Origin of the sequence: Mesorhizobium sp. M0954 (assembly GCF_040319155.1) — a bacterium.
In the GTDB taxonomy this organism is placed as follows: Bacteria; Pseudomonadota; Alphaproteobacteria; order Rhizobiales; family Rhizobiaceae; genus Mesorhizobium.
In genome coordinates, this window is the sequence record NZ_JAMYNR010000001.1 from 388,279 (window position 1) to 408,738 (window position 20,460).

The window sequence follows — 20,460 nt, forward strand, 5'->3', positions numbered from 1 at the left end:
CGGCAGGGCGATGAGGGCGGCGCTGACCTCGATAGATTGCGCGGATAGCTTCCCCTCGAGAAACGGAAACACACGATGCAGCCTGACGAAACCTTGCTTCGCCTCGAGGCGATCCAGAAGCGGTTCGGCGGGCTTGTCGTGCTCAACAACATCGACATCGCCGTCGGAGCCAATGAGCTGATCGGGCTGATCGGTCCCAACGGCGCCGGCAAGTCGACACTGTTCAACGCAATTACCGCGCTCTACACCCCAACCCAGGGCCGTATCCGCTTCCGTGGCGAGGACATCACCGGCACGGCCCCGCATCGCATCTGCCGGCTCGGCATTGCCCGCACCTTCCAGCTGGTGCGCACGTTCCTGACCATGACGGCCTTCGAGAACATCATGGTAGGTGCCGTCTATGGCTCGGGCGGCCGCGTCAAGCATGCGACGGCAGCCGCCGAGGAGGCACTTGAACTGGTCGGGTTGACCGCCAAGCGCGATGTCCGCACCGCGCATATGACGTTGTCCGACCGGCGGCTGCTGGAGATCGCGCGAGCCGTTGCCTCCAGCCCGGGGCTGCTGTTGCTGGACGAACCGATGGCGGGGCTGAACCCGACCGAGATCCAGCGCACGGTCGATGTCATCCGCCGCGTGCGCACAGACAAGGGGGTCTCGATCCTGTGGGTAGAGCACAAGGTCGATGCCATCATGAAGGTATGCAGCCGGGTGATCGTGCTGGACCATGGCGAGAAGATCGCCGACGGCACGCCGCGCGAGATCGTCGCCAACCGCAAAGTGATAGAGGCCTATCTTGGCGAACCGGCTGCTTGACGTCACCAATCTGGAAGTCGCCTATGGCGACGTCGGAGCGCTGTGGGGCGTGTCGATCCACGTCGACGCCGGCAGCATCGTCGCCATTGTCGGCGCCAACGGCGCGGGCAAGACGACGCTGCTGAAGACCATCTCCGGTCTGCTGAAGCCGAAGCGCGGCGAGATCTTCCTCTCCGGCGCGCCGCTGGCCGGCAAGGCGCCGGAGGAGATCGCGGCGATGGGCATCGCGCATGTACCGGAAGGGCGCGGCCTGTTCCGGCAGATGACCGTGCTGGAAAACCTCGAGCTCGGCGCCTTCCAACCCAAGGTGCGGAAGCGCTTCAAGCAGTCGCTGGAGAAAGCCTACACGCTGTTTCCGCGGCTAAAGGAGCGGGCAGGGCAGAAGGCCGGTTCGCTCTCCGGCGGCGAGCAGCAGATGCTGGCGATCGCGCGCGCCACCATGTCGGACCCGTCGCTGCTCATCCTCGATGAGCCGTCGCTGGGGCTCAGCCCGATCGTGGTGCAGCAGATGTTCGCGCTGATCGAGACCTTGCACAAGCAGGGCGTCACCATCCTCCTGGTCGAGCAGAACATCCATCAGGCACTGAAGGTCGCCGACTATGCCTTCGTGCTGAAAACCGGCGAGCTTGCCATGCAAGGCACTGGTGCCGAGCTCATCGCCGATCCCGAAATCCAGAAGGCCTATATGGGCGTCTTGGAGGTGCAATGATGCAGAACATTCCGCCTCCGGAAATCCTGCTGCAGCTGTCGCTCAACGGCGCGCTGGGCGGCGCCATGTACGGCGTTGCGGCGGTGGGCCTCAGCCTCATCTTCGGCACCATGCGGCTGATCTTTCTGGCGCAGGGCGCGATGATCATCCTGTCCGCCTATTTCGTACGGGCGCTGTTCTACGGCGTCGGCATCGACCCTTTCGCGTCGCTGCTGATCGTCGTGCCCGTCGGGCTCGTCGTCGGCTGGCTGGTCTACCAAGGCCTGTTTCGCCGCGCGGCGGCAGCGGAGGACCGCAACATCTCACTCTTGATCGCGGTCGGTCTGATGTTCCTGATCCAGAACCTGATGACGGTTATCTGGGGCGGCAACACCGCGGCCATCGTCACCTCCTACACGGCGAGCGGCATCGAGATTTTGGGCGTGCGCACCTCCTTCACCCGCTCGATGGGCTTCGTGATTGCGCTCGCCGGTACCGGCCTGGTGGTGCTATTCCTGCGCAAGACATTGGTTGGTAAGGCGGTGCGCGCGGCCTCCGAGGACATGGAGGCGGCGACGCTGATGGGCATCAGCCCGCACCGCGTCAACGCCGTCGCCTTCGCGATCGGCATCGGACTCGCCGGAGCGGCCGGCGTCGCGGTGGCGACGACTTTCCCGTTCAACCCGTTCGCCGGCTTCATCTTCAGCCTCAAGGCGCTGGTGGCGCTGGCGCTGGGCGGGATCGGCAATGTCGCGGGCGCACTTGCCGGCGGCATCATCCTCGGCCTGATCGAAGCCTATGTGCAGTATTTCATCTCGGGCGGCTGGACCAACGCCATCGCCTACGGCGTGTTCCTGGCGGTGCTGATGTTCAAGCCGGAAGGCCTGTTCAGCCGGCCCTACAAGAAGGCTTGAGCGTCATGATGATGAAAGCCTTGCCGGAACAATTCTGGATTGGGATCGCAATTGCCGTGGTCGCTGCCCTCGCGCTGGTGCCGCTCCTGCCCGGCGCGATCGATTCTTATGCCTTCTCGTTCCTGTTCTTCGTTTTCATCTACGCCACTATGGCGCAAGGCTGGAACCTCGTTGCCGGCTTCGGCGGCCAGATCAGCCTCGGCAACCATGCCTTCTTCGGGCTCGGCGCCTACACCACCGCCATTCTGTGGAGCGGCAATTATCTCTGGGGCACGTTCTATGACGCCTATCCGCGGATCTACTATTTCGACCCGGTGACGATGATGCTGGGCGGGCTGGTCGCGGCCGTCGCCGCCATCATCATCGGCCTGCCGCTGCTGTCAAAGCTGCGCGGCGACTATTTCGCGCTCGGCACGCTCGGCTTCGGCGAGATCATCAAGGTGATGTTCATCAATGGTGGTGATTTCACCGGCGGCGCATTCGGCGTCGTGGCGCCCGCCGGCACCTTCGATACGCTCTTGCCGCACTATCTGGTCGGGCTCGGCCTGATGGTGGGCACGGCGCTTGCCATCCGCTTGCTGATGCGCTCGCGCTACGGCCTGGCGCTGATCGCCGTGCGCGATGACGAGATGGCGGCTTCGGCCAACGGTATCGACACGCTGAGGGTCAAGGTCGCCGCCTTTGCTGGCAGCGCCTTCATCGCCGGCGTCGCCGGCAGCCTCTATACCTACTACATCTTCCATGTCGGCCCGGACTCCGTCTTCGACCTCGACTGGATGCTTTTGCCGCTGATGATGACGGTGGTCGGCGGCACCGGCACCCTGCTCGGCCCGATCCTCGGCGCCTTCGTCATGTACGCGGTGTTCGACCTGGCGCGCATAGTGGTGCCGGATTACCACCCGGTGATTTCGGGGCTGACCATCATCTTGGCGATGCTGTTCTTGCCGAAGGGGCTGATGCGGAGTTTTGCGGGCAGGGCGCGGACGGCTTGAGGTCTGGGTAGAGCCCTGTTGAAGCGTCAGCGCTGCAAGTCGGGAGTGAGAGCCCTCGAAAAATTATGGAAGGTGAGGATACAATGTGCCTCATACGGGCGCAAAACAATTTGCTGTATCCGATAAAGGTACGGCTAACAGCACCTTCCTAATGCACCACCATACGCACTCGCTCCCGCAAATCTCTCGGCGCCACGTCATACTTGCTTCTGAACGCCCGCGAAAAATGTGCGCTCGAATTGAACCCGCAGGCAAACGCGATTTCCGAGATGGAGGCTGAGGCGCGGGCGGGCGACAGCAGCTCCTCCTTGCTGCGCTCCAGCCGCCTATCCCACACGAACCGCTCCAGTGTGGTGCCTTCGCCTTCGAAGGCGCGGTGCAGATAGCGGCGGGAGCAGCCCATGTGGCGGGCTATGTCCTCGGCCGACAGGTTTGAGCGCGCCAGGTTGGCGTCGATATAGGCGACGATGCGTTCGCGCAGCGCTTCCAGCGGCGAGCGGCGGAAGTCCGGCGCCGTCGGCTTTGCCTGGATCAGTCCGTTGACGAGTTGTATCAAGCTTTCTCCGACACGGCGGCAGCCGGCCTCGTCGAGCTTGTGAGCGGTGCCGATCGCCATCTGCATCAGACCGGAAACGATATGGGTGAGGCTGTCGTCGTTGCCGGGCAACGGCACCGGCGCCGAGAGCCGCGCCAGCGTCCCGTCGCCGAAGGTCGAGCGCGGCACCTGCAGGATGAGCTGGTCAACATCCGACAGGTTTTGCAGCGAATAGCTGCGCATTGGATCATAGATGATCGCAGCGCGTGGGCCGAGATCGACCGCGACCTCCTGCTGCTCGAAGCGGCTGTGACCGCTGAGCTGCATCAGGATCTTGATCGCGTCGGGATCGAAGCTGCGCCAGAAGGTACGGTCGCTGACGACCAGATGCGACTTGGCCTTGATCTCGGAAAGCCGGCAGGAGCCGAGATGCACGGAAACGAGCTTCGGCAGCGACGGCGCCTCGCCGCGTGAGAAACGCTGGGTGATCGGGCCGAACAGCATCCGCGACGCAGATAGGAAAGCCTCGCCGTCGGCGACGCTCACGTGGTGGGCGATCATAGTCTCCTCCACATTCTCGTTGTTCCCGTCTTGTCGCGGGATTGTGACGCAGCGGCAGCGCCACGTCATCCTTAACATGATAAGCATCTTTGCCGCAACGGCGGAGGTGCTTCACGCCGCGCCGGACGAAGTCGGCCGGCATCCTGGTGTCCGCGTTACTGAAGGGCCCCATGCCGCTGCCGTGCGGAAAGGCCCGATCTTGCGGTCGAGCCGTTTCAAAGGCCGGTACCCGGTCGCCGTCGGCGAGATAGCCGTGGACGTCGGCGCGATAGCCGGTCCGCTCGGTGGCCAAGCACTGGAAGACACATTCATCAGGGCGTCCATGCCGGCACAGGGAAGGCGTTCCGCCTCGGTCTATTCGACTTCGGACGCGCGAGCACGGCGAGCAGATCGCCGCCGTTCTCCTCGGAGAGGACCCTTCATAGGTCCTCCGGATCAGATCGAATTGGCGCTCATCTCAGCCCCACTTCATCTCGCCCTTCGCGACCTTCGAGCCGATGTCGAGGGCGACGCCCATGCCGAGGCCTGGGAAGCGGGCCTCCATCGCGCTCTTCAGCGCCGCGGCGTCCGCGGCCTTGGCGAGTTCCTGCTCGAAGGCCAGAAGATAGGTCTTGGTGTATTCGACAGCGGAGATGTCGACCGGCGACTCAGGCGTCATGTGCCCCGGCACGACGACGGTCGGTTTGCGCGCTGCGATCTTGTCGAGATTGGCAATCCAGACCGCGCGTGATTCCCTGGTCGGGGTGTCGGCGGTCCAAACATGAACGCCGGCGAAGACCAGGACGCCGCCAAACACCGCGTTCAGCGAGGGCGCCCAGAGATAGCGGCGATTAGCGAGGCCCTCGGCGGCGACGAACTCCACCGTCTCACCATCCACAGTCAGTGACGGACCGTCAAACGCATCGGGCAGGACGATGTCGGCCAGCGTCTGCGGACCGTTCTCCTTCAGTTGGGGTCCCCATACATCGAGCTTCTTCTTGACCGACGCCTTGATCGCGGCAACCGTGTCCGAGGCGGCGACGACCTTGGCCTCGGGGAATGCCTCACGCACCGGCTTCAGGCCGAAATAGTAGTCCGGGTCCGACTGGCTGACATAGATCGTGGTCAGTTTCTTGCCGCTGGCCTTGATCTCTTCGGCCAGCGCGCGGCCGTCCGGATAGGTGAAGCCGCCGTCGATCAGCAGCGCCTCGGTGGCGCCGGAAAGCAGGACGGGGGCGCGGAAAAAACCGTTTGGGCCGGCCGGGAAATGCTTCCAGGCAAGTCCGGTTCCAGCCGCACGGCCGATATCGGCAGGGGCGAAGACGGCAGCGGCGCTGATGGCAAATGTGGTTTTCATGACTTGTCTCCTCGTAAGCATGTGGGTGTCCTCTCGGATTGGATGGCGCTGAAGAAATCGGGGTGCGCGCGATATTGAGATCGAGTCGGCCGGGTCCAGCCGCCGGATAAATTCAGGAAGCTCAGATAGGGCCGAGTGATCGTGGTGTGGACGATACCGTTCTCGCAGTCCCCGACATGGACCCACGGTCGTCCCGGCAACCTCGGTCCAGACCATGAACACCCTTGGCCGAACTTCCAGCGCCCGGTCGCGGACGGCCTCCGCCTTGGCGAACTTGGCCGCCTCCGGAGGCAAGCGCATGAAGGTGCCTCGGCATCGAACTGCAGATGGAAGGCGAGGTCGCCGAAGCGAGCCTCGTAGACGTGGCCCATTGCGGGAAAAGCCTCGATCGTCACTCTGCTTTTCCTCCTGCGCGGACCCGGTTGCCCGACGCACAGAAGGATGGACCGTTTCGATTGGACGATAAATATCGATGAATTGGATTCAATGTGAGGTATAAGCGCACAATCGGAGCAGGCGAGCATGGAAGCGATCAACCTCAACAGACTGGCGTACTTCGCGGCCGTGGTGGACATGGGCTCGTTCACTCGCGCGGCCGATCGGCTAGGCGTCAACAAGACAGTCGTCAGCCAACAGGTTGCGCGGCTTGAAGCGGAATTGAAGACAAGCCTGCTGCTGCGCACGACGCGCAGGGTCGAGCCGACCGAGGCAGGCCGGCAGCTTCACGCGCGATGCGTGATGATCCTGAGCGAGGCAGAAGAGGCCTTCGCCGAACTTGCCCAGACCAATGCTCAGCCGTTGGGCGTACTGCGGATCACCGCGTCCAACGATTACGGCGCGATCACCGTCGCGCCACTGGCAGCCGAGTTCTGTCGAATCTATCCGGCATGCCGGGTCGATCTCATCCTCTCGGACGCCAGGATGGATCTGGTCGCCAACCAGATCGACCTTTCGATTCGCGTAGGTTGGCTTACCGACTCCAGCCTGCAGGCGCGCCGGATCAGCTCATTCCGGCAATTTCTGGTCGCCGCGCCCGACATAGCCGGAGACTTGTCCCCGAGCGAGCCCGAGGAACTGTCCGGCCTCCCCTTTGTCGCGAATGTCGCGCTGAAGGAGCCGCTGGTGTGGCGGTTTACCCGGGGGGATCATGAACTGCGGACAGTCCGCATGAAGCCCGGCATGACGATCAACAGCACCCCGGCCGTGCTGGAGGCAACCCTAGCGGGCGCCGGTATGTCGATCCTTCCCGATTTTCTTGTCGGCGATCATGTGGCGGCTGGCCGGCTGGTGCCGATTCTGCCTGCCTGGACGCTGCCTACCGGCGGCATCCACGCCGTGTATCCGGCCGGCCGGTTCCGCCCGCCCAAGGTTGCACGGTTCGTCGAGATGCTTTCTCAGAACGGCAGGCAGCGGCCTCGAAACCTCTTCCGCAACGGCTGATGTCTGCTCGCGGGCGTCGTCTCGCCACCGTGTACAGCGAAGTCGCCCCGAGTTCCTCTTTCGAGAAAGTCCGTCCAACGCCCTGAGCGTGTTCCGACCAGCCGGTCGAACCGATCGGAAACTGATCTTTGGGCAGCAGAAATCTGACCGCCGGCTATATGAGCCGCTCGCGGCATTGCGCGAGCGTCTTCGCTCTGCGGATATCCGGGCGGAGGGCAGCCGCTCGTTCCGCCCGATTTTGCGAGATTATGGCGCAAGGGCATGCCCGATGCATCCGTCGCGGAGATGCAAGGCTAAGGTTCGCCGGTGAGACGCGCCGTGATCAACCGTGCTGCCTTGATTGCTGCCCTGCCCTGTGTGGCTGCGGTCGCGTCGTCGACGCGTGAGACGGGTGAAGCCACCGCCAAGGTGCCGATCGGCTGGCCGTCAGCGCCGAGGATCGCCGCGGCGATGCTGTGCACGCCTTCCTCATAGCCCTGTGCGCTGCGAGAGTAACCGCGCGTGGCGGCAAGCCGTATCGCCTCCACAACCTTGTCCGGCCGCGTCACCGTATGCCGGGTGAACACCTGCAGCGGCTTTTTGAAATAGGCGCCGACCACATCCGGGCTTGAAGCGGCCAGGAAGGCGACGCCGGACGCTGTGCCGTGCAGCGGCAGCACCTGGCCAACATCGACATTGACGCGGTTGGCCTTGGTGGAAAGCTCAACATGGACGGTCAGCAGCGCCCCGGCGCTGAATTCCGACAGATGCACGGTCTCGCCGGTTTCGAGCGAAAGCTCTCGCGCCACAGGCGCCGCGACGCGGACGAAGGGGAAATGTGCGTCGCGAATGCGGGCCAGCCGCGACAGGCCGGCGCCCAGCCGGTAGCGGCGACTCTTCGGCTCCTGCTCGATCAGCCGGTGGTTGGAAAGCGCTACCAGCAGGCGCCTTACGGTGGCTTTGTCGAGACCGGCCTTGCGGGCGAGGTCGGAGAGGCCGATCTCCGGTTCGCCGAGCGTGAACAGCTCGAGCAACGAAACCGCCTTGCCGACTGTGCTCATTATCGATTCTCCGAGATACTTCGCATGTGAATTAACTTGACAGCAGCCGACCGACCTTGCAGTCTATAACATACAAAATGCTGGTTCAAATAGTGAACCAGATTGGAACGCGCGCGCGCCCCAAAATAATCGCGCGGCAGGGAGAGTTAAGCGCTGTGATGGCTGCCAGCAGAAGCGATTCGCATTCAACGACCATTGGTGAGCTGCTTGACCGCGAGCAGGCGCGCTTCAGTGACACGCATCCGCGCTCAGCGGCGGCCTGGGAAGAGGGCAAGCAGCGTTTCCTCTATGGCGGACCCTCGCACTGGATGCGGCGCTGGGCCGGCGGCTTCCCGGTTTATGCCGCGTCGGCCAGCGGCGCCCATATAGGAGACATCGACGGTCACGACTATGTCGACTTCGCCCTTGGCGACACTGGCGGCATGTGCGGCCACGCGCCGGAGGCGGTGACGCGCGCCGCGCTCCGCCAGTTGCAGAACGGCACAACGATGATGCTGCCGACGCAGGACAGCCTGTGGGTTGGCACTGAGCTGCATCGTCGCTTCGGACTGCCCTACTGGACGCTGACCACCTCGGCCACCGACGCCAATCGCGGCGCCATCCGCATCGCCCGCATGATCACCGGCCGCGACAAGGTGCTGGTCTTTTCCGGCTGCTATCACGGCGGCGTCGAGGAAGCGCATGTCGAGATCCGCGACGGCCGTGTCGGCCTGCGCAACATGATCCATCCCAACGGGGTCGACCATTCGGCCGTATCGAGGGTGGTCGAGTTCAACGATGTCGCTGCGCTCGAAACGGCACTCTCGGCCGGCGACATCGCCTGTGTGCTGACGGAGCCGCTGATGACCAATTTCGGCATGATCCCGGTCGCCGATGGCTTTCATGCAGCCCTTCGCGAGATCACCCGCCGCACCGGCACGGTCTTGATCATTGACGAGACGCATACGATCTCCAGCGGACCCGGCGGTTATTCGTCCGAGCATGGGCTGGAGCCGGACATTCTGGTCGCCGGGAAGGCCATCGCCGGCGGCATTCCGGCCGGCATCTTCGGCGTCTCGCAGGCGATCGCCGAGCGGTTGTGGGCCATCGTGCCGATGGTCAATCCGCGCGTGCGCCAGTCGGGGCATCTCGGCATCGGCGGCACGCTGGCCGGCAACGCACTCACCGTAGCCACGATGCGCGCTGTGCTGGAAGAGGTGCTCACGCCCGCCAACTTCGAAATCATGATCGGCAGAGCCTCGCGGCTGGCGGAGATGGCACGTGGCATCATAAACGCCAATAAGTTGCCGTGGCATGTGACGCAGATCGGCGCCCGCGCCGAGATCATGTTCATGCCCGATCCGCCGCGGAACGGCGCCGACGTCATCGCCGGCCGGCGCGGCGATCTCGAGACGCTGCTGCACGCCTTCTACATGAACGAGGGCATATTGGTGACGCCCTTCCACACCATGTTCCTGATGTGTCCGGCGACGACCGAGGCCGATGTCGACCGCCACGCCGAGGTCTTCACCCGTTTCATTGATCTCGTGCGTGGCGCCGGAGTCGTCTGAGCGATGGCGAAACCATTCGATCTCAGCGGCAAGGTGGCGCTGGTGACCGGCGGCGGACGCGGCATCGGTGCTGCGATCGTGACCCGCTTCGCCGTGGCCGGTGCTAGTGTCGTCATCGCCAATCGAACGTTCGATATGGCAAAAGCGCTGGCCTCCGAATTGTCCGCCCGCAAGCTTGATGTGCGTGCGGTTCCGCTTGCTGGGCTCGACCGCGCCAGGCTGCACGCACTGGTCGGCGACATCGTACGTCAGGCGAGCCGGCTCGACATCGTCGTCCACAATGCCGGCGGCTGTCCCTGGGCCTCGATTGAGGATCTTGACGAGGACAAGCTCGATGAAGCGCTGGCGCTTAACCTCAAGCCTTGCTTCTGGCTGGCGCAGGCAGCAATTCCGGTGATGCGCAAGAACGGCTTCGGCCGCATCCTTGTCACCTCTTCAGTGTCGGCGCGCTTGGCGATGGCCGGCGGCGCGCATTACTCGGCCGCCAAGGCCGGCGTCAACGCCTTCATTCGGGGTGCCGCCTTCGAATTCGCGCGCGACGGCATTACCGTCAACGGTGTCGAGCCGGGCTTCATAGCCAAGCCGGGTAGGGGCACGATGAGCGCGCCGGAAGTCGCCGGGCGCCTCGGCCAACACATACCCGTTGGCCATCTCGGCGAGGCGGACGACATTGCCTATGCCATGCTCTATCTCGCCTCGGAGCAGGCCAAATACACCACCGGCCAGACGATCGTCGTCGACGGCGGCTCAACGTTGCCGGAAACCGGCTTCGCCGTCGAGCGCCATTGGGGGCTGACATGAGCCGATGCCTCGAAGGCCGCAAGGCGCTGATCACCGGTGCTGCCACCGGAATGGGCCGCGCCACTGCCGAATTGTTCGGCCGGCACGGCGCCGAAGTCATCGCCTTCGGCCTCGGCGGTGAGGGACTGGACGGCGCCGTCAAGGCGAGCGACGGTGCCGCCGTGCTCGGCGACATCACCAGCGCAGGCGATGTCGCACGTGCTATCGACGCCTGCGGCGGGTGTCTTGATATCGTCGTAAACGCCGCCGGAGTGATGATCCTCGACGAGCCGGAGAGCCTGAGCGATGAGACCTGGGCGCGCAGCTTTGCGGTCAATGTGACGGGCGCCATGATGGTCTGCCGCGCCGCACTGCCGCTCATGAAAAAGCGCGGCGGCGCGATCGTCAACATCGCCTCCGTCGGCGCCTTCAACGCCAGCGGCCAAAATGCCGCCTATTCGGCCAGCAAGGCAGCACTCGTCTCCTACACCCGCTCGCTCGCCTTTGCACATGGCCCCGACGGCATCCGCGCCAACGCGTTGGCGCCTGGCTGGGTGCGCACGCCGATGAGCGTCTACGAAATGGAAGTGGCGGCAGCGGCCAACGGCTCGACGCCCGACGAGGAGTTCACCGCGCTCACCGGCCGTATTGCGCTCAGGCGTGTCGCCGAACCGTCTGAGATCGCCAACTGCTGTCTGTTCCTGGCTTCCGATGCCGCCTCCTTCGTCACCGGTGCTGTGCTCGTCGCCGACGGCGGCGGCCGTGCACCAACGCAAAACAGGGCAGTGTGATGCGACCTGACCAGTGAGGCTTGTCACAGGCGAATGGCCAGGATACCGGCGCTCTGATAAGCGGCGCCACTTGTCTCACGCTGCTGCCTCTACCGACATTCAGATAGGGAAGACCGCGTTGATTTGCCCCGCCGCGCTTTTGGCTGCAATTCAGGCAGCCACGATGGCGCCAACGGTCGAACAGGCCAGGACTTGCTTTACACCCGCGTTCATAAACACTCAGAACGCGCGGCGATGGCAGGAATGGTCGATATGGTCGCGCGGATTGCCGTGCGAATACATGCACAACGCGCGTTTCGCTTTGCCTTCCGCGGTAATCGAGGCATCTGAACAGAAAGCATATCCGACAATATTGCCGCGGACTGCCTTCCGGACGCCCACATAGGTGAACAAGTACGCTCCCGTGGTGAACCCGACCCAAAGCGCTTCTCCCACTGGCGAAGAGACTGCACCATCAAGGTCCGGTGTCAAACACCCAGTTTCGAACCGGCTCTCAGACCGCCTGCTGCTTGAGCCGCATGTTCTCGCGGTACAGGCTGATGTGGTCCTTGAAAATACCGCCGACATAATCCTGGAAGGTCGGCAGCGTCGCGATGTCGATGGCGGCGCCCTTGGCAAACCAGGCGATGATCTCGTCGGATTCCGTCATATACTGTCCCGGCGTTAGCTCGACAGTTGGAAAGCCGACCTTGGGCAGGTGCGCGGCGAGCTTCTCTGTGATCTGGCACTTCTCTTTGCTGCCCTGTTCGACCAGCCGGATGTCGACCTGGTCGAGCAGTCTCGCCTCAAGCAGGAACACGCGAACCTTCATGCAGAACGGGCAGCCATGGAGCAGGTAGACGAGGGCTTGAACACGGTATTGGTCATGGCAAATGCCTTTTGCCGGATGCACTGCGGGTTGGCCGTGGGGCGGCTATGCGCGCTCGAATATGCCGCCGCATGACCCCGTTCGGCCGCCGGCGTTGCAAGCGCACCGGCAGGCCGATATTCAGACATGCGGAAAGATCAAGCCAAAACAGCGATTTCCGCTGCGAAGTCGCGATAGGAGCGCAGCGGGCGACCCAGCATGCCGGTCAATCGATCAACATCCCCTGCCTCAGGGACCATGCCAACCACAAGGAAGCGCTCGGCCATGAGACGCATGTCGAGCGCCATCCAGCTCGGTGCGTAATTTCGGAGGTTTTGCTCGAACCCAGCGGTATCGTCGCCGCCATAGTGGATCGTCCGCCCAAGAACATTCGACCAGATGGCGGCGACATCGGCACCGGTCAGCGTGTCGGGACCAACGACATTGATCCGCTTGAGAGGAAGCGGCTCGCTTGCCTGCTCACGGCGAACCAGCTCGATGGCTGCGATCTCACCGAGATCGCGCGCGTCGACCATCGCGATGCCTTTGTCACCGATCGGCATCGGATAGACACCGTGACCGAGCACCACGTCCTTCACCGAATAGTCGTTGTTGATGAAGTATGCAGGCCGCAGGATGGTGGCGTTGAAGCCCAGCTGCTCCAGCATGCGTTCGACACTGAACTTACCGGCGAAATGCGGCACGTTCACGTAGATGTCGCTGTGAAGCACGGACAGATAGACGATCCGCTTGATCCCGGCCTCATGGGCCAGATTGAGGGCGATCAGCGCCTGGGTAAACTCGTCGGGCACCACGGCGTTGAGCAAGAACAGGGTGGACACGCCCGAGAAGGCCGTGCGCAGCGCATCGACGTCAAGCAGATCGCCTTCGGCGAGGGCAACGGCGGCTGGTAAATTGGCCTTCGAGGGATCGCGGACGAGCGCGCGCACATTAGCGCCGCGCTTGATGAGCTGATCGACGACATTGCGGCCGACGGTTCCGGTTGCACCGGTGACGAGGATAGTCATGTGGTCACTCCTGCTTTTATCAGATCGTTAGCGCTATTTAGGAGTCCACAACCGCACCGGAAGCTGCCATTTGTAGACACCCTGTCTCACTGGTGGAACACATGGACCTGCTCGCCCTAGCCGACTTCAATCTGGTTGCACGTCATGGTGGATTCGGGCGAGCCGCGCGCGCCACAGGGCGCCCCAAGGCGACGCTCTCGCGGCGCGCCGCAGAACTGGAGAATAGCTTGGGCCTACGCTTGTTCGAGCGCGGGGCGCGTACCCTGAAGCTCACGCAGGAGGGAAAGGACCTGCATGAGCGAACCAGTCGCTTGCTGACGGAAGTGGAGGAGACGGCCGCAGCGATTGCGTCGGGAGACCGGGAACCGCGTGGAAATTTGCGGATCAGTGCACCGTTGCTCTTCTCTCAACTTGCGATGGGTAAGCTGGCGGCAGGCTTCTCGCTCAAATATCCCGACGTTATCCTTGAAGTCACGACCGAAGACCGTGCAGTCGACATGGTCGAAGAAGGGTATGACCTGGCCATTCGCGTCAATCCGCGTTCCGATGAAAGCCTGGTGGGACGGGTCTTCATGCGTGATCGGCTTGTGATCGTGGCGAGCCCGCAAGTGGCGAGACCGCGAGACGGAGACGCCGCTCCCGCTGTCGTGCGGAGCTCGGACAGAGGACTCTCGTTGTGGAATATCAAACCGGACACGGGGCCGACGACGATCGCGTTCACCCCGGTGCTCAGCCTGTCGTCGCTCATCATGGTTCGCGATGCGGTCGTCATGGGCGTGGGTGCGGCACGGTTGCCGGTATCGCTCGTGAGTCATGATCTGGCCGCCGGCACATTGGTGCATTGGGGGGACGTGGATGGTCCGGATACGGCCCTGTGGACGCTCTACCCGTCGCGGCGCCTGTTGAATGCCCGCGTTTCCGCCTTTCTCGACCATCTGAGAGGAGCGTTCCCAAAAGGAACTCCCGACGAATTGGCAGCGTTCATTCGGATTTGAAGCCGCCACGGTTACCTTCTGTCGGCCAACGCCATCACCCACGTCGCGGGCCAGCTTGATCCAATAACGCAAGCGACGACCGCCAGAAGGTGGCTGCTGCAGTCCGATGAACTACAGCAGCCGACGCATCAGCCCGCAAGCCGCGGATAGTCCGTGTAGCCGGCCGCGCCACCGCCATAGAAGGTGGATGGATCGGGCTCGTTGACGGGCGCGCCCAACCGCAGACGCTCGACGAAGTCGGGATTGGCCAAAGCCCAACGGCCGATCGAGGTCATGTCTGCCTGGCCCGAGACGATGTCCTGGTCCAGGGCTTCGCGTGTGCGGCCAAGCCGCAGCACCATCAGGGTCGTGGGCCACGCACGGCGGATGTCGGCGAGGAACTCGTCGCCCCCGCCATACATCAGATGGAGATAGGCCAGCTTCAGTGGTGCCAGCGCGGCGACCAGTTCGCGATAGAGCGCAGGACTCTCCGGACCTTCATCAAGCCCGCCCAAAGGCAGGCCTGGCGAAAGGCGGATAGCGGTGCGATCGGCGCCGATCTCATCGGCGACAGCCTGCGCCACTTCGACGGCGAACCGAATGCGGTTAGCGATCGGCCCGCCATAGGCGTCGGTCCGGTGATTGGCGTTCGGCGCAAAGAACTGATGGACGATATAGCCGTTGGCGCCGTGAATCTCGACGCCGTCGGCGCCGGCATCGATAGCCAGCCGCGCGGCCCGCCGAAAGTCCTGCACCGTGGCGGCGACTTCCTCGGTCGTCAGCGCGCGCGGCTCGGGGATCGGCTGCATGCCGCTCGCAGTGAACATCTGCTCACCGGGCGCGACGGCCGATGGGGCGACGGGCTGACGGTGATGCGGCGTGTTGTCCGGGTGCGACATGCGGCCGACATGCATGAGCTGCAGGAAGATCTTCGCGCCTTTTGCGTGAACCGCATCGGTGACCTTGCGCCAGCCGGCGACATGTTCGGGTGCGTGGATCCCCGGCGTCGCGAAATAGCCCTGGCCATCGGCCGAGGGTTGCACACCCTCGGTTATCAGCAGGCCAAGGGAGGCGCGCTGGGCGTAGTATTCAGCGGCGTGCTCGCCCGGTACGCCGTTGAACTCGGCACGGCTGCGAGTCATCGGGGCCAAGGCCAGGCGGTGGGGCAGGTCCATTTGGCCCACGCGGACCGGACTCCAGATAGTCGTCATGATAAACTCCTTGAAAGTTGAAAACTTGGTGATCAGCGGGTGAAATCAGCGACGATCTTGCCGGGTGCGTGGCCGGTGCGATTGCGCTCGATTGCGGAAGCCAAATCATCGAAGCCCACCACGTCGGCGATCGTCGATCGCAGGGCGCCGACGGCGACCTGCTGGGCGATCGCGGTCAGGCGCGCGGTATCAGGTTTGTTCGATAAAAAGACGCCGCGGCGGCCTGGCGGCGTACGTGATGCGAGGTCCGTGGCGGCGATGCTTACGAGAAGGCCATCGGGCGACAGGACTGCCCAGGAGCGGTTCACGACCTCACCACCGACGAGGTCGACGACGAAATCGATGTCGCGCGCAAGCAGCTCGAAGTTCTGCTGCCGATAGTCGATCACCTCGTCCGCGCCGAGCGCCCGGACATGTGGCAGGCTATTGGTCGAGGCCGTGGCAAAGACCGTCGCTCTGGCCGCCTTGGCGAACTGGACGGCAAAGCCGCCCACGCCGCCGGCTGCGCCATGGATCAGCACCCGCCGTCCGGAGAGGTCGAAATCCGCCGCCTGAATGACATGCCAGGCTGTCATCGCCGCGACCGGAATGGCCGCCGCCTCCACGTCGGACAGTGATGCCGGCGTCAGGACGAGCTTCTCGGCGTTGATGACCAGATGGTCGGCGTAGGCTCCGACGCCACCGATGGCGGCCATAACCCGATCCCCGGGCTTCACGCCTGTGACGCCGGGGCCGGTCCGAAGCACGACGCCGGCCATTTCGATGCCAAGTGTCGCGGGCAGGGTCAGCTTGAAGCGCTCGCGGAGGTAGCCTTCACGGATTTTCCAGTCGATACCGTTTACCGCGGCGGCCTTGACCGACACCAAGACCTCGCCCGGACCCGGCTCGGGCGCGGATACGCTATCGACTGTCAGCGATTCGGGGCCGCCATAGGCTTGAAGACGTAAGGCTCGGCCGGGGGCAAGCGGTTCGGATGTGGAGGCCCCGCGCTTGAGATCAGCGGATTGGATCATGTAGGTTCTCCTTCTTGGCAGAAGGTATGCGTTCGAAATCCGCGCCATAAGTCATCGAAATAAGACAGTCTGTCTCGCTGGAGAGACACCTAATGGCCTTCCGGCGTCTCCAATTTCGTATTTGTGGCCTTATCCGTACGGTGCTTTTCGGCCAGGCGGAAAAGCGGTCGGCCGACGGCGACCTTGTAGCGGCGCGTGATCGGGCTCGTCGATCATCAGCGCCAGGATCAGATGGGCCATGAGCCAGCTTCGGACGAGCCGCTCATCGCGTGCAGGAAGCTTATGGGTGCCCATGCCGCTCTTGAGCCGCTTGAAGGCGAGTTCTGCCAGTGTCTCGATCGAATACTAACCATAGCCTTCGGCCGGGTCCGCAGAGTGCACAGCCGCCGATCTCCATTGGCCGTCGGGCGCCCGTCCTCAGCCGGCGTGATATTCGAGCATGATGTCGATCAGCGCTCTGACTTTGCGTGGCGGGAAGTCGCCGGGAGGACGCACCACATAAAGCCCTGCCGCGACCACCGTGTGGTCGGCAAGCAGGGGGATGAGCGCACCGGAGGCGATGTGGGGCTCGATCAGGAAATCCGGCAGGGCCGCCACGCCGAGTCCGGCCAGCGCCGCCGAAAGGAGCGCTTCGCCGTTATCCGCCTTGAAACGACCGTGAGGATGGACCGCGATCGTTTTGCCTCCTTCGACGAACCGCCATGCTTCGGTCCCCTGCAACAGGCACTCGTGATCCGCCAGTTGGCCAAGCGTTTGCGGTGCCCCATGCCCGGCGATATAGGCGGGGCTGGCGACAAGCATCCCGGATATGGGCCGAATGCGTCTGGCGATCAGGCTCGAGTCAGGCAGAAATCCCGCCCTGATTCCCGCGTCGAAGCCCTCGGAAATCAGATCCACGAAACGATCGCTGTAGGCTGCATGAACATGCAGCAAGGGATGGCGTCGAGCGAGTTCGGCAAGAACCGGGGCGACAAGCCTCGGCCCGCCAGACAGGGGCGCGGCGATACGCAGAAGCCCGCGCACCGCGCCATCGGGTGCTATCGCATCCTGTGCCGCCTCGAACTCGCCGAGGATGCGAGTGGCGTGGTCGCGGAACGTCGCGCCGGCCTCCGTCAAGGCGGCGCCGCGAGTCGTGCGAGAGAGCAACTGGCTTCCGAGCGTTTCCTCCAGCCGAGCCAGTCGGCGGCTGACGACGGATTTTGCGACGCCCAGCCGCCGCGCGGCAGGCGATATGCCTCGCCCCTCCGCGATCTCCACGAAAGTCCTGACGTCCTCAATCTCCATAGCGTTCCGCTTTCAGCAACAATCAATCGCAAAACCGAAGGCTATCTTAAGCCGACAAGGAACGCCATCCTTTGTGGGTCAGTTCATCCGGCATAGCCGCGCCGGATCAACCCCATGGAGAAATAGATGAGCGTGCAAGACGTGTGGAAATACGAAGAATCTGCGCTGGTGCTGATCGACTACCAGCCGGAAATGTTCAGCCAGATCCGATCCGAAACGCCGGCCAACCTGGTCGAGCTCAACGTGCGGCTACTGATCAGGGCTGCACGGGCTTTCGACATGCCCATTATTCTCTCGACGGTCGGTGCGAACATGGGTGTCAACGGCCCCACGGTTCCGGCGATCCTCGCCGAACTGCCCGGAATCGAGGTGATCGATCGCTCGACAATGAACTCGTGGGAAGATCCGGCCTTTCGCGCCGCGGTCGAGAAGACCGGCCGCAAACGGCTGATCATCGGCGCCCTCTGGACCGAGATCTGCCTTGCTTTCCCGGTCATCGATGCGCTCAAGGACGGCCATGACGTGGCTTTCCCGGTCGACGCCGTCGGCGGTCGGTCGCAGCTTGCCCACAGCACGGCGATCCAGCGGCTCACTCATGCCGGGGCGGTCCCCAGTACGGCCTTGGCTGTCGTTACCGAACTCTTCCGCGACTGGGCGGGGCCGGTGGCCGACAAGGCCCGCGCGCTGGTGTACTGGTATTACGAGGAGCTTGCGAAGCTGCAGGGTCGGGCCGCAAAGGCCGCCTGAAGCGCCAGGCCGAGCACGGTTGGAGCGGCGGGGAAGCCTCTGACAGGGCCGATTTTTCCCGCCTGTTCCACCGGCAGCACCGACGAGCCCCGCATAGTCGGCTCTCCCGCCGCCAATTTCCCTATTTTCGAAAAGGACGATCAAAATGAACACTCAAACCGGCGCCGTTCGCGGCCCCATCAATCGTTGGAGCCTGGCGCTGTGGATCGCACAGGCGCTCCTGGCTCTCCTCTATCTGGCAGCCGGTGGCGCGAAACTGACACAGCCCATCGACGCGCTCGCCGCGAGCATGAGCTTCGTCACCCATGTACCGGAAGCCGTCACACGGCTGATCGGCACTCTCGAAGTGCTGGGCGCTGTCGGTCTCATCCTGCCGGCCGCGACGCGGATCAAGCCCTGGCTGACGCCGCTGGCGGCTGTCGGGCTTTCACTCATACAGGTGGGGGCGATCATCACGCATGCGCTGCTCGGCGAGACGGCCAGGATGCTGCCCATCAACCTGACGCTGCTCGCCTTGTCCTTGTTCATTGCTTGGGCCCGGCTGCGGAAAGCCAAGATCCCGGCTCGCTGAGCATGGCGAGTCACGAAGAGGGTAGGCCGGCCCGCCACTCGCGGATCACGACCCGTCGATGCAGACATCTACCGACATCGAGCCCCTGGAGCTTCAAAATGCAATTCGGAATCTTCTCTGTCAGCGACGTCACGCGCAACCCGATCACAGGCGTCACGCCGAGCGAGGCGCAGCGGATCGATGCGATCGTCAAGATCGCGAAGCGGGCGGACGAGGTCGGGCTCGATGTCTTCGCCATCGGCGAGCACCACAACCCACCCTTTTTCTCGTCCTCGCCGACGACTCTGCTCGCCCATATCGCCGCGCAGACGCAGCGCATCATCCTCAGCACCGCCGTGACGCTCATCACGACCAATGACCCGGTGAAGATCGCGGAAGACTACGCGATGCTGCAGCATCTCTCGAAGGGGCGGATGGACCTGATGCTCGGCCGCGGGAATACAGTGCCGGTCTATCCCTGGTTTGGGCAGGACATGCGTGACGGCGTCGCACTGGCGCTCGAGAACTACAATCTGCTCCACAAGCTGTGGCGCGAGGACGTTGTCGATTGGCAAGGCAAATTCCGGACCCCGCTGCAAGGCTTCACGTCGATCCCGCGTCCGCTCGACGATGTTCCTCCCTTTGTCTGGCACGGCTCGATCCGCACTCCGGAGATCGCCGAGCAGGCGGCTTTTTACGGGAACGGCTATTTCGCCAACAACATCCTTGCGCCCAACTTGCACTTCCTGCCGCTGGTGAACTTCTACCGCGAGCGGTTCGAGCATCACGGACACGGCACCAAGGAGCAGGCCGTCGTCGGGCTTGGTGGCTATGCCTTCATCGCGAAGCGCTCGCAGGACGCATTCGACCGATTCCGGCCCTATTTCGAAGGCAGCCCCATTTACGGAAAGACCTATCAGCTGGAAGAATATTCGCGCGATACGCCGCTCAGTGTTGGCAGCCCGCAGGAGGTCATCGACAGGACGCTGACTTTCAGGGAAGCCTTCGGCGACTACCAGCGGCAGCTGTGGGTTCTCGACGCCATGGGATTGCCGCTCGAGATGGCTCTCGAGCAGGTCGAGCTGCTGGGCACCGAGGTGGTGCCCGTGCTCCGCAAGGAGATGGCGGCGCGACGCTCGCCGGGCGCCGCCATAGCCCCGACGCACCGGAGCTTGGTGGAGGTCAAGTATGGAGACCAGCCGCCGCGCCAGCCGCGTCCGAACGCCAATCGCGGAGACAACCTGACGGATGTCCGGCCGTATCACGATACTGACGAAAACGTTACAGCGCGCGCCCCGCTGGTCGCGGGGCAGGCCGCCCGGTCCGGCAAAGCCGACGTTCCACCCGCGGAGCTGTAGGTCGACTG

20 protein-coding genes are annotated in these 20,460 nt (G+C 63.7%); 12 read left to right on the top strand and 8 right to left on the bottom strand.

Annotated elements, in window-relative coordinates:
* Positions 1-75 precede the first annotated feature (75 nt).
* From NKH93_RS01835 to NKH93_RS01850, 4 genes are read left to right on the top strand one after another with little or no spacing between them, the layout of a single operon-like run.
* Positions 76-813, top strand: a complete 738-nt coding sequence (locus NKH93_RS01835; protein WP_352968962.1) for an ABC transporter ATP-binding protein — start codon at positions 76-78, stop codon at positions 811-813.
* On the top strand, positions 794-1,522 hold the full coding sequence (locus NKH93_RS01840) for an ABC transporter ATP-binding protein (protein ID WP_502893727.1): 729 nt from the start codon (positions 794-796) through the stop codon (positions 1,520-1,522). Before NKH93_RS01835 ends, NKH93_RS01840 begins: the two co-directional genes overlap by 20 nt.
* Complete coding sequence (locus NKH93_RS01845; RefSeq protein WP_352469658.1) at positions 1,519-2,415, top strand: branched-chain amino acid ABC transporter permease; 897 nt, start codon at positions 1,519-1,521, stop codon at positions 2,413-2,415. The genes NKH93_RS01840 and NKH93_RS01845 overlap by 4 nt, the downstream gene beginning before the upstream one ends.
* Positions 2,416-2,420: 5 nt before the next feature.
* Positions 2,421-3,407 carry a branched-chain amino acid ABC transporter permease gene (locus NKH93_RS01850; protein WP_352469659.1) on the top strand — a complete coding sequence of 329 codons (987 nt, stop codon included), beginning with the start codon at positions 2,421-2,423 and terminating at the stop codon, positions 3,405-3,407.
* 148 nt (positions 3,408-3,555) lie between these two features.
* Here the strand turns inward: NKH93_RS01850 and NKH93_RS01855 are convergent, their stop codons facing one another.
* Positions 3,556-4,503 (bottom strand): helix-turn-helix domain-containing protein, encoded by a 948-nt coding sequence (locus NKH93_RS01855; protein ID WP_352767497.1) that lies wholly within the window; start codon positions 4,501-4,503, stop codon positions 3,556-3,558.
* Positions 4,504-4,960: 457 nt separating this feature from the next.
* A complete protein-coding gene (locus NKH93_RS01860) occupies positions 4,961-5,860 on the bottom strand; it encodes an MBL fold metallo-hydrolase (protein WP_352539269.1) in 900 nt (299 codons plus the stop codon).
* 501 nt (positions 5,861-6,361) lie between these two features.
* Here NKH93_RS01860 and NKH93_RS01865 point away from each other — a divergent pair.
* Positions 6,362-7,279, top strand: coding sequence for a LysR family transcriptional regulator (locus NKH93_RS01865; protein WP_352817948.1), 918 nt, complete (start codon positions 6,362-6,364; stop codon positions 7,277-7,279).
* Positions 7,280-7,572: 293 nt separating this feature from the next.
* On the opposite strand, the gene NKH93_RS01870 is transcribed toward NKH93_RS01865, so the two are convergent.
* Complete coding sequence (locus NKH93_RS01870) at positions 7,573-8,319, bottom strand: IclR family transcriptional regulator (RefSeq protein ID WP_352817945.1); 747 nt, start codon at positions 8,317-8,319, stop codon at positions 7,573-7,575.
* Positions 8,320-8,477: 158 nt separating this feature from the next.
* Here NKH93_RS01870 and NKH93_RS01875 point away from each other — a divergent pair, with 158 nt between their 5' ends.
* Genes NKH93_RS01875 through NKH93_RS01885 form a run of 3 tightly spaced genes read left to right on the top strand, consistent with a single transcriptional unit; the run spans position 8,478 to position 11,440 of the window.
* Entirely contained in the window at positions 8,478-9,869 is a 1,392-nt protein-coding gene (locus tag NKH93_RS01875) for a transaminase (protein ID WP_352817940.1), read from the top strand.
* A 3-nt stretch (positions 9,870-9,872) separates the two neighbouring features.
* Positions 9,873-10,670, top strand: a complete 798-nt coding sequence (locus NKH93_RS01880; protein ID WP_352918147.1) for an SDR family oxidoreductase — start codon at positions 9,873-9,875, stop codon at positions 10,668-10,670.
* Positions 10,667-11,440: an SDR family NAD(P)-dependent oxidoreductase gene (locus tag NKH93_RS01885; protein WP_352817935.1), complete on the top strand. Its 774-nt coding sequence runs from the start codon at positions 10,667-10,669 to the stop codon at positions 11,438-11,440. The genes NKH93_RS01880 and NKH93_RS01885 overlap by 4 nt, the downstream gene beginning before the upstream one ends.
* Positions 11,441-11,933: 493 nt before the next feature.
* Here the strand turns inward: NKH93_RS01885 and NKH93_RS01890 are convergent, their stop codons facing one another.
* On the bottom strand, positions 11,934-12,251 hold the full coding sequence (locus tag NKH93_RS01890; protein ID WP_352817933.1) for a glutathione S-transferase N-terminal domain-containing protein: 318 nt from the start codon (positions 12,249-12,251) through the stop codon (positions 11,934-11,936).
* 194 nt (positions 12,252-12,445) lie between these two features.
* Complete coding sequence (locus tag NKH93_RS01895) at positions 12,446-13,315, bottom strand: NmrA/HSCARG family protein (RefSeq protein WP_352469670.1); 870 nt, start codon at positions 13,313-13,315, stop codon at positions 12,446-12,448.
* A gap of 101 nt (positions 13,316-13,416) precedes the next feature.
* Here NKH93_RS01895 and NKH93_RS01900 point away from each other — a divergent pair, with 101 nt between their 5' ends.
* Complete coding sequence (locus tag NKH93_RS01900) at positions 13,417-14,310, top strand: LysR family transcriptional regulator (protein ID WP_352918145.1); 894 nt, start codon at positions 13,417-13,419, stop codon at positions 14,308-14,310.
* A 128-nt stretch (positions 14,311-14,438) separates the two neighbouring features.
* Here NKH93_RS01900 and NKH93_RS01905 read toward each other — a convergent pair whose 3' ends face one another.
* The 3 genes from NKH93_RS01905 to NKH93_RS01915 form a co-directional block, all read right to left on the bottom strand.
* Complete coding sequence (locus NKH93_RS01905; protein ID WP_352469672.1) at positions 14,439-15,500, bottom strand: alkene reductase; 1,062 nt, start codon at positions 15,498-15,500, stop codon at positions 14,439-14,441.
* 32 nt (positions 15,501-15,532) lie between these two features.
* Complete coding sequence (locus NKH93_RS01910; RefSeq protein WP_352918143.1) at positions 15,533-16,561, bottom strand: NADP-dependent oxidoreductase; 1,029 nt, start codon at positions 16,559-16,561, stop codon at positions 15,533-15,535.
* Between the two features lie 369 nt (positions 16,562-16,930).
* Positions 16,931-17,797, bottom strand: a complete 867-nt coding sequence (locus NKH93_RS01915) for a LysR family transcriptional regulator (protein ID WP_352685390.1) — start codon at positions 17,795-17,797, stop codon at positions 16,931-16,933.
* A 126-nt stretch (positions 17,798-17,923) separates the two neighbouring features.
* Here NKH93_RS01915 and NKH93_RS01920 point away from each other — a divergent pair, with 126 nt between their 5' ends.
* The 3 genes from NKH93_RS01920 (at position 17,924) to NKH93_RS01930 (ending at position 20,452) form a co-directional block, all read left to right on the top strand.
* A complete protein-coding gene (locus tag NKH93_RS01920) occupies positions 17,924-18,544 on the top strand; it encodes an isochorismatase family protein (RefSeq protein ID WP_352918141.1) in 621 nt (206 codons plus the stop codon).
* Between the two features lie 145 nt (positions 18,545-18,689).
* Positions 18,690-19,115, top strand: coding sequence for a DoxX family protein (locus NKH93_RS01925; RefSeq protein WP_352918139.1), 426 nt, complete (start codon positions 18,690-18,692; stop codon positions 19,113-19,115).
* The gene (locus tag NKH93_RS01930; RefSeq protein ID WP_352918137.1) at positions 19,076-20,452 is read left to right on the top strand and encodes a CE1758 family FMN-dependent luciferase-like monooxygenase; all 1,377 of its coding nucleotides are present in this window, start codon (positions 19,076-19,078) and stop codon (positions 20,450-20,452) included. The genes NKH93_RS01925 and NKH93_RS01930 overlap by 40 nt, the downstream gene beginning before the upstream one ends.
* The last annotated feature ends 8 nt before the right edge of the window (positions 20,453-20,460 follow it).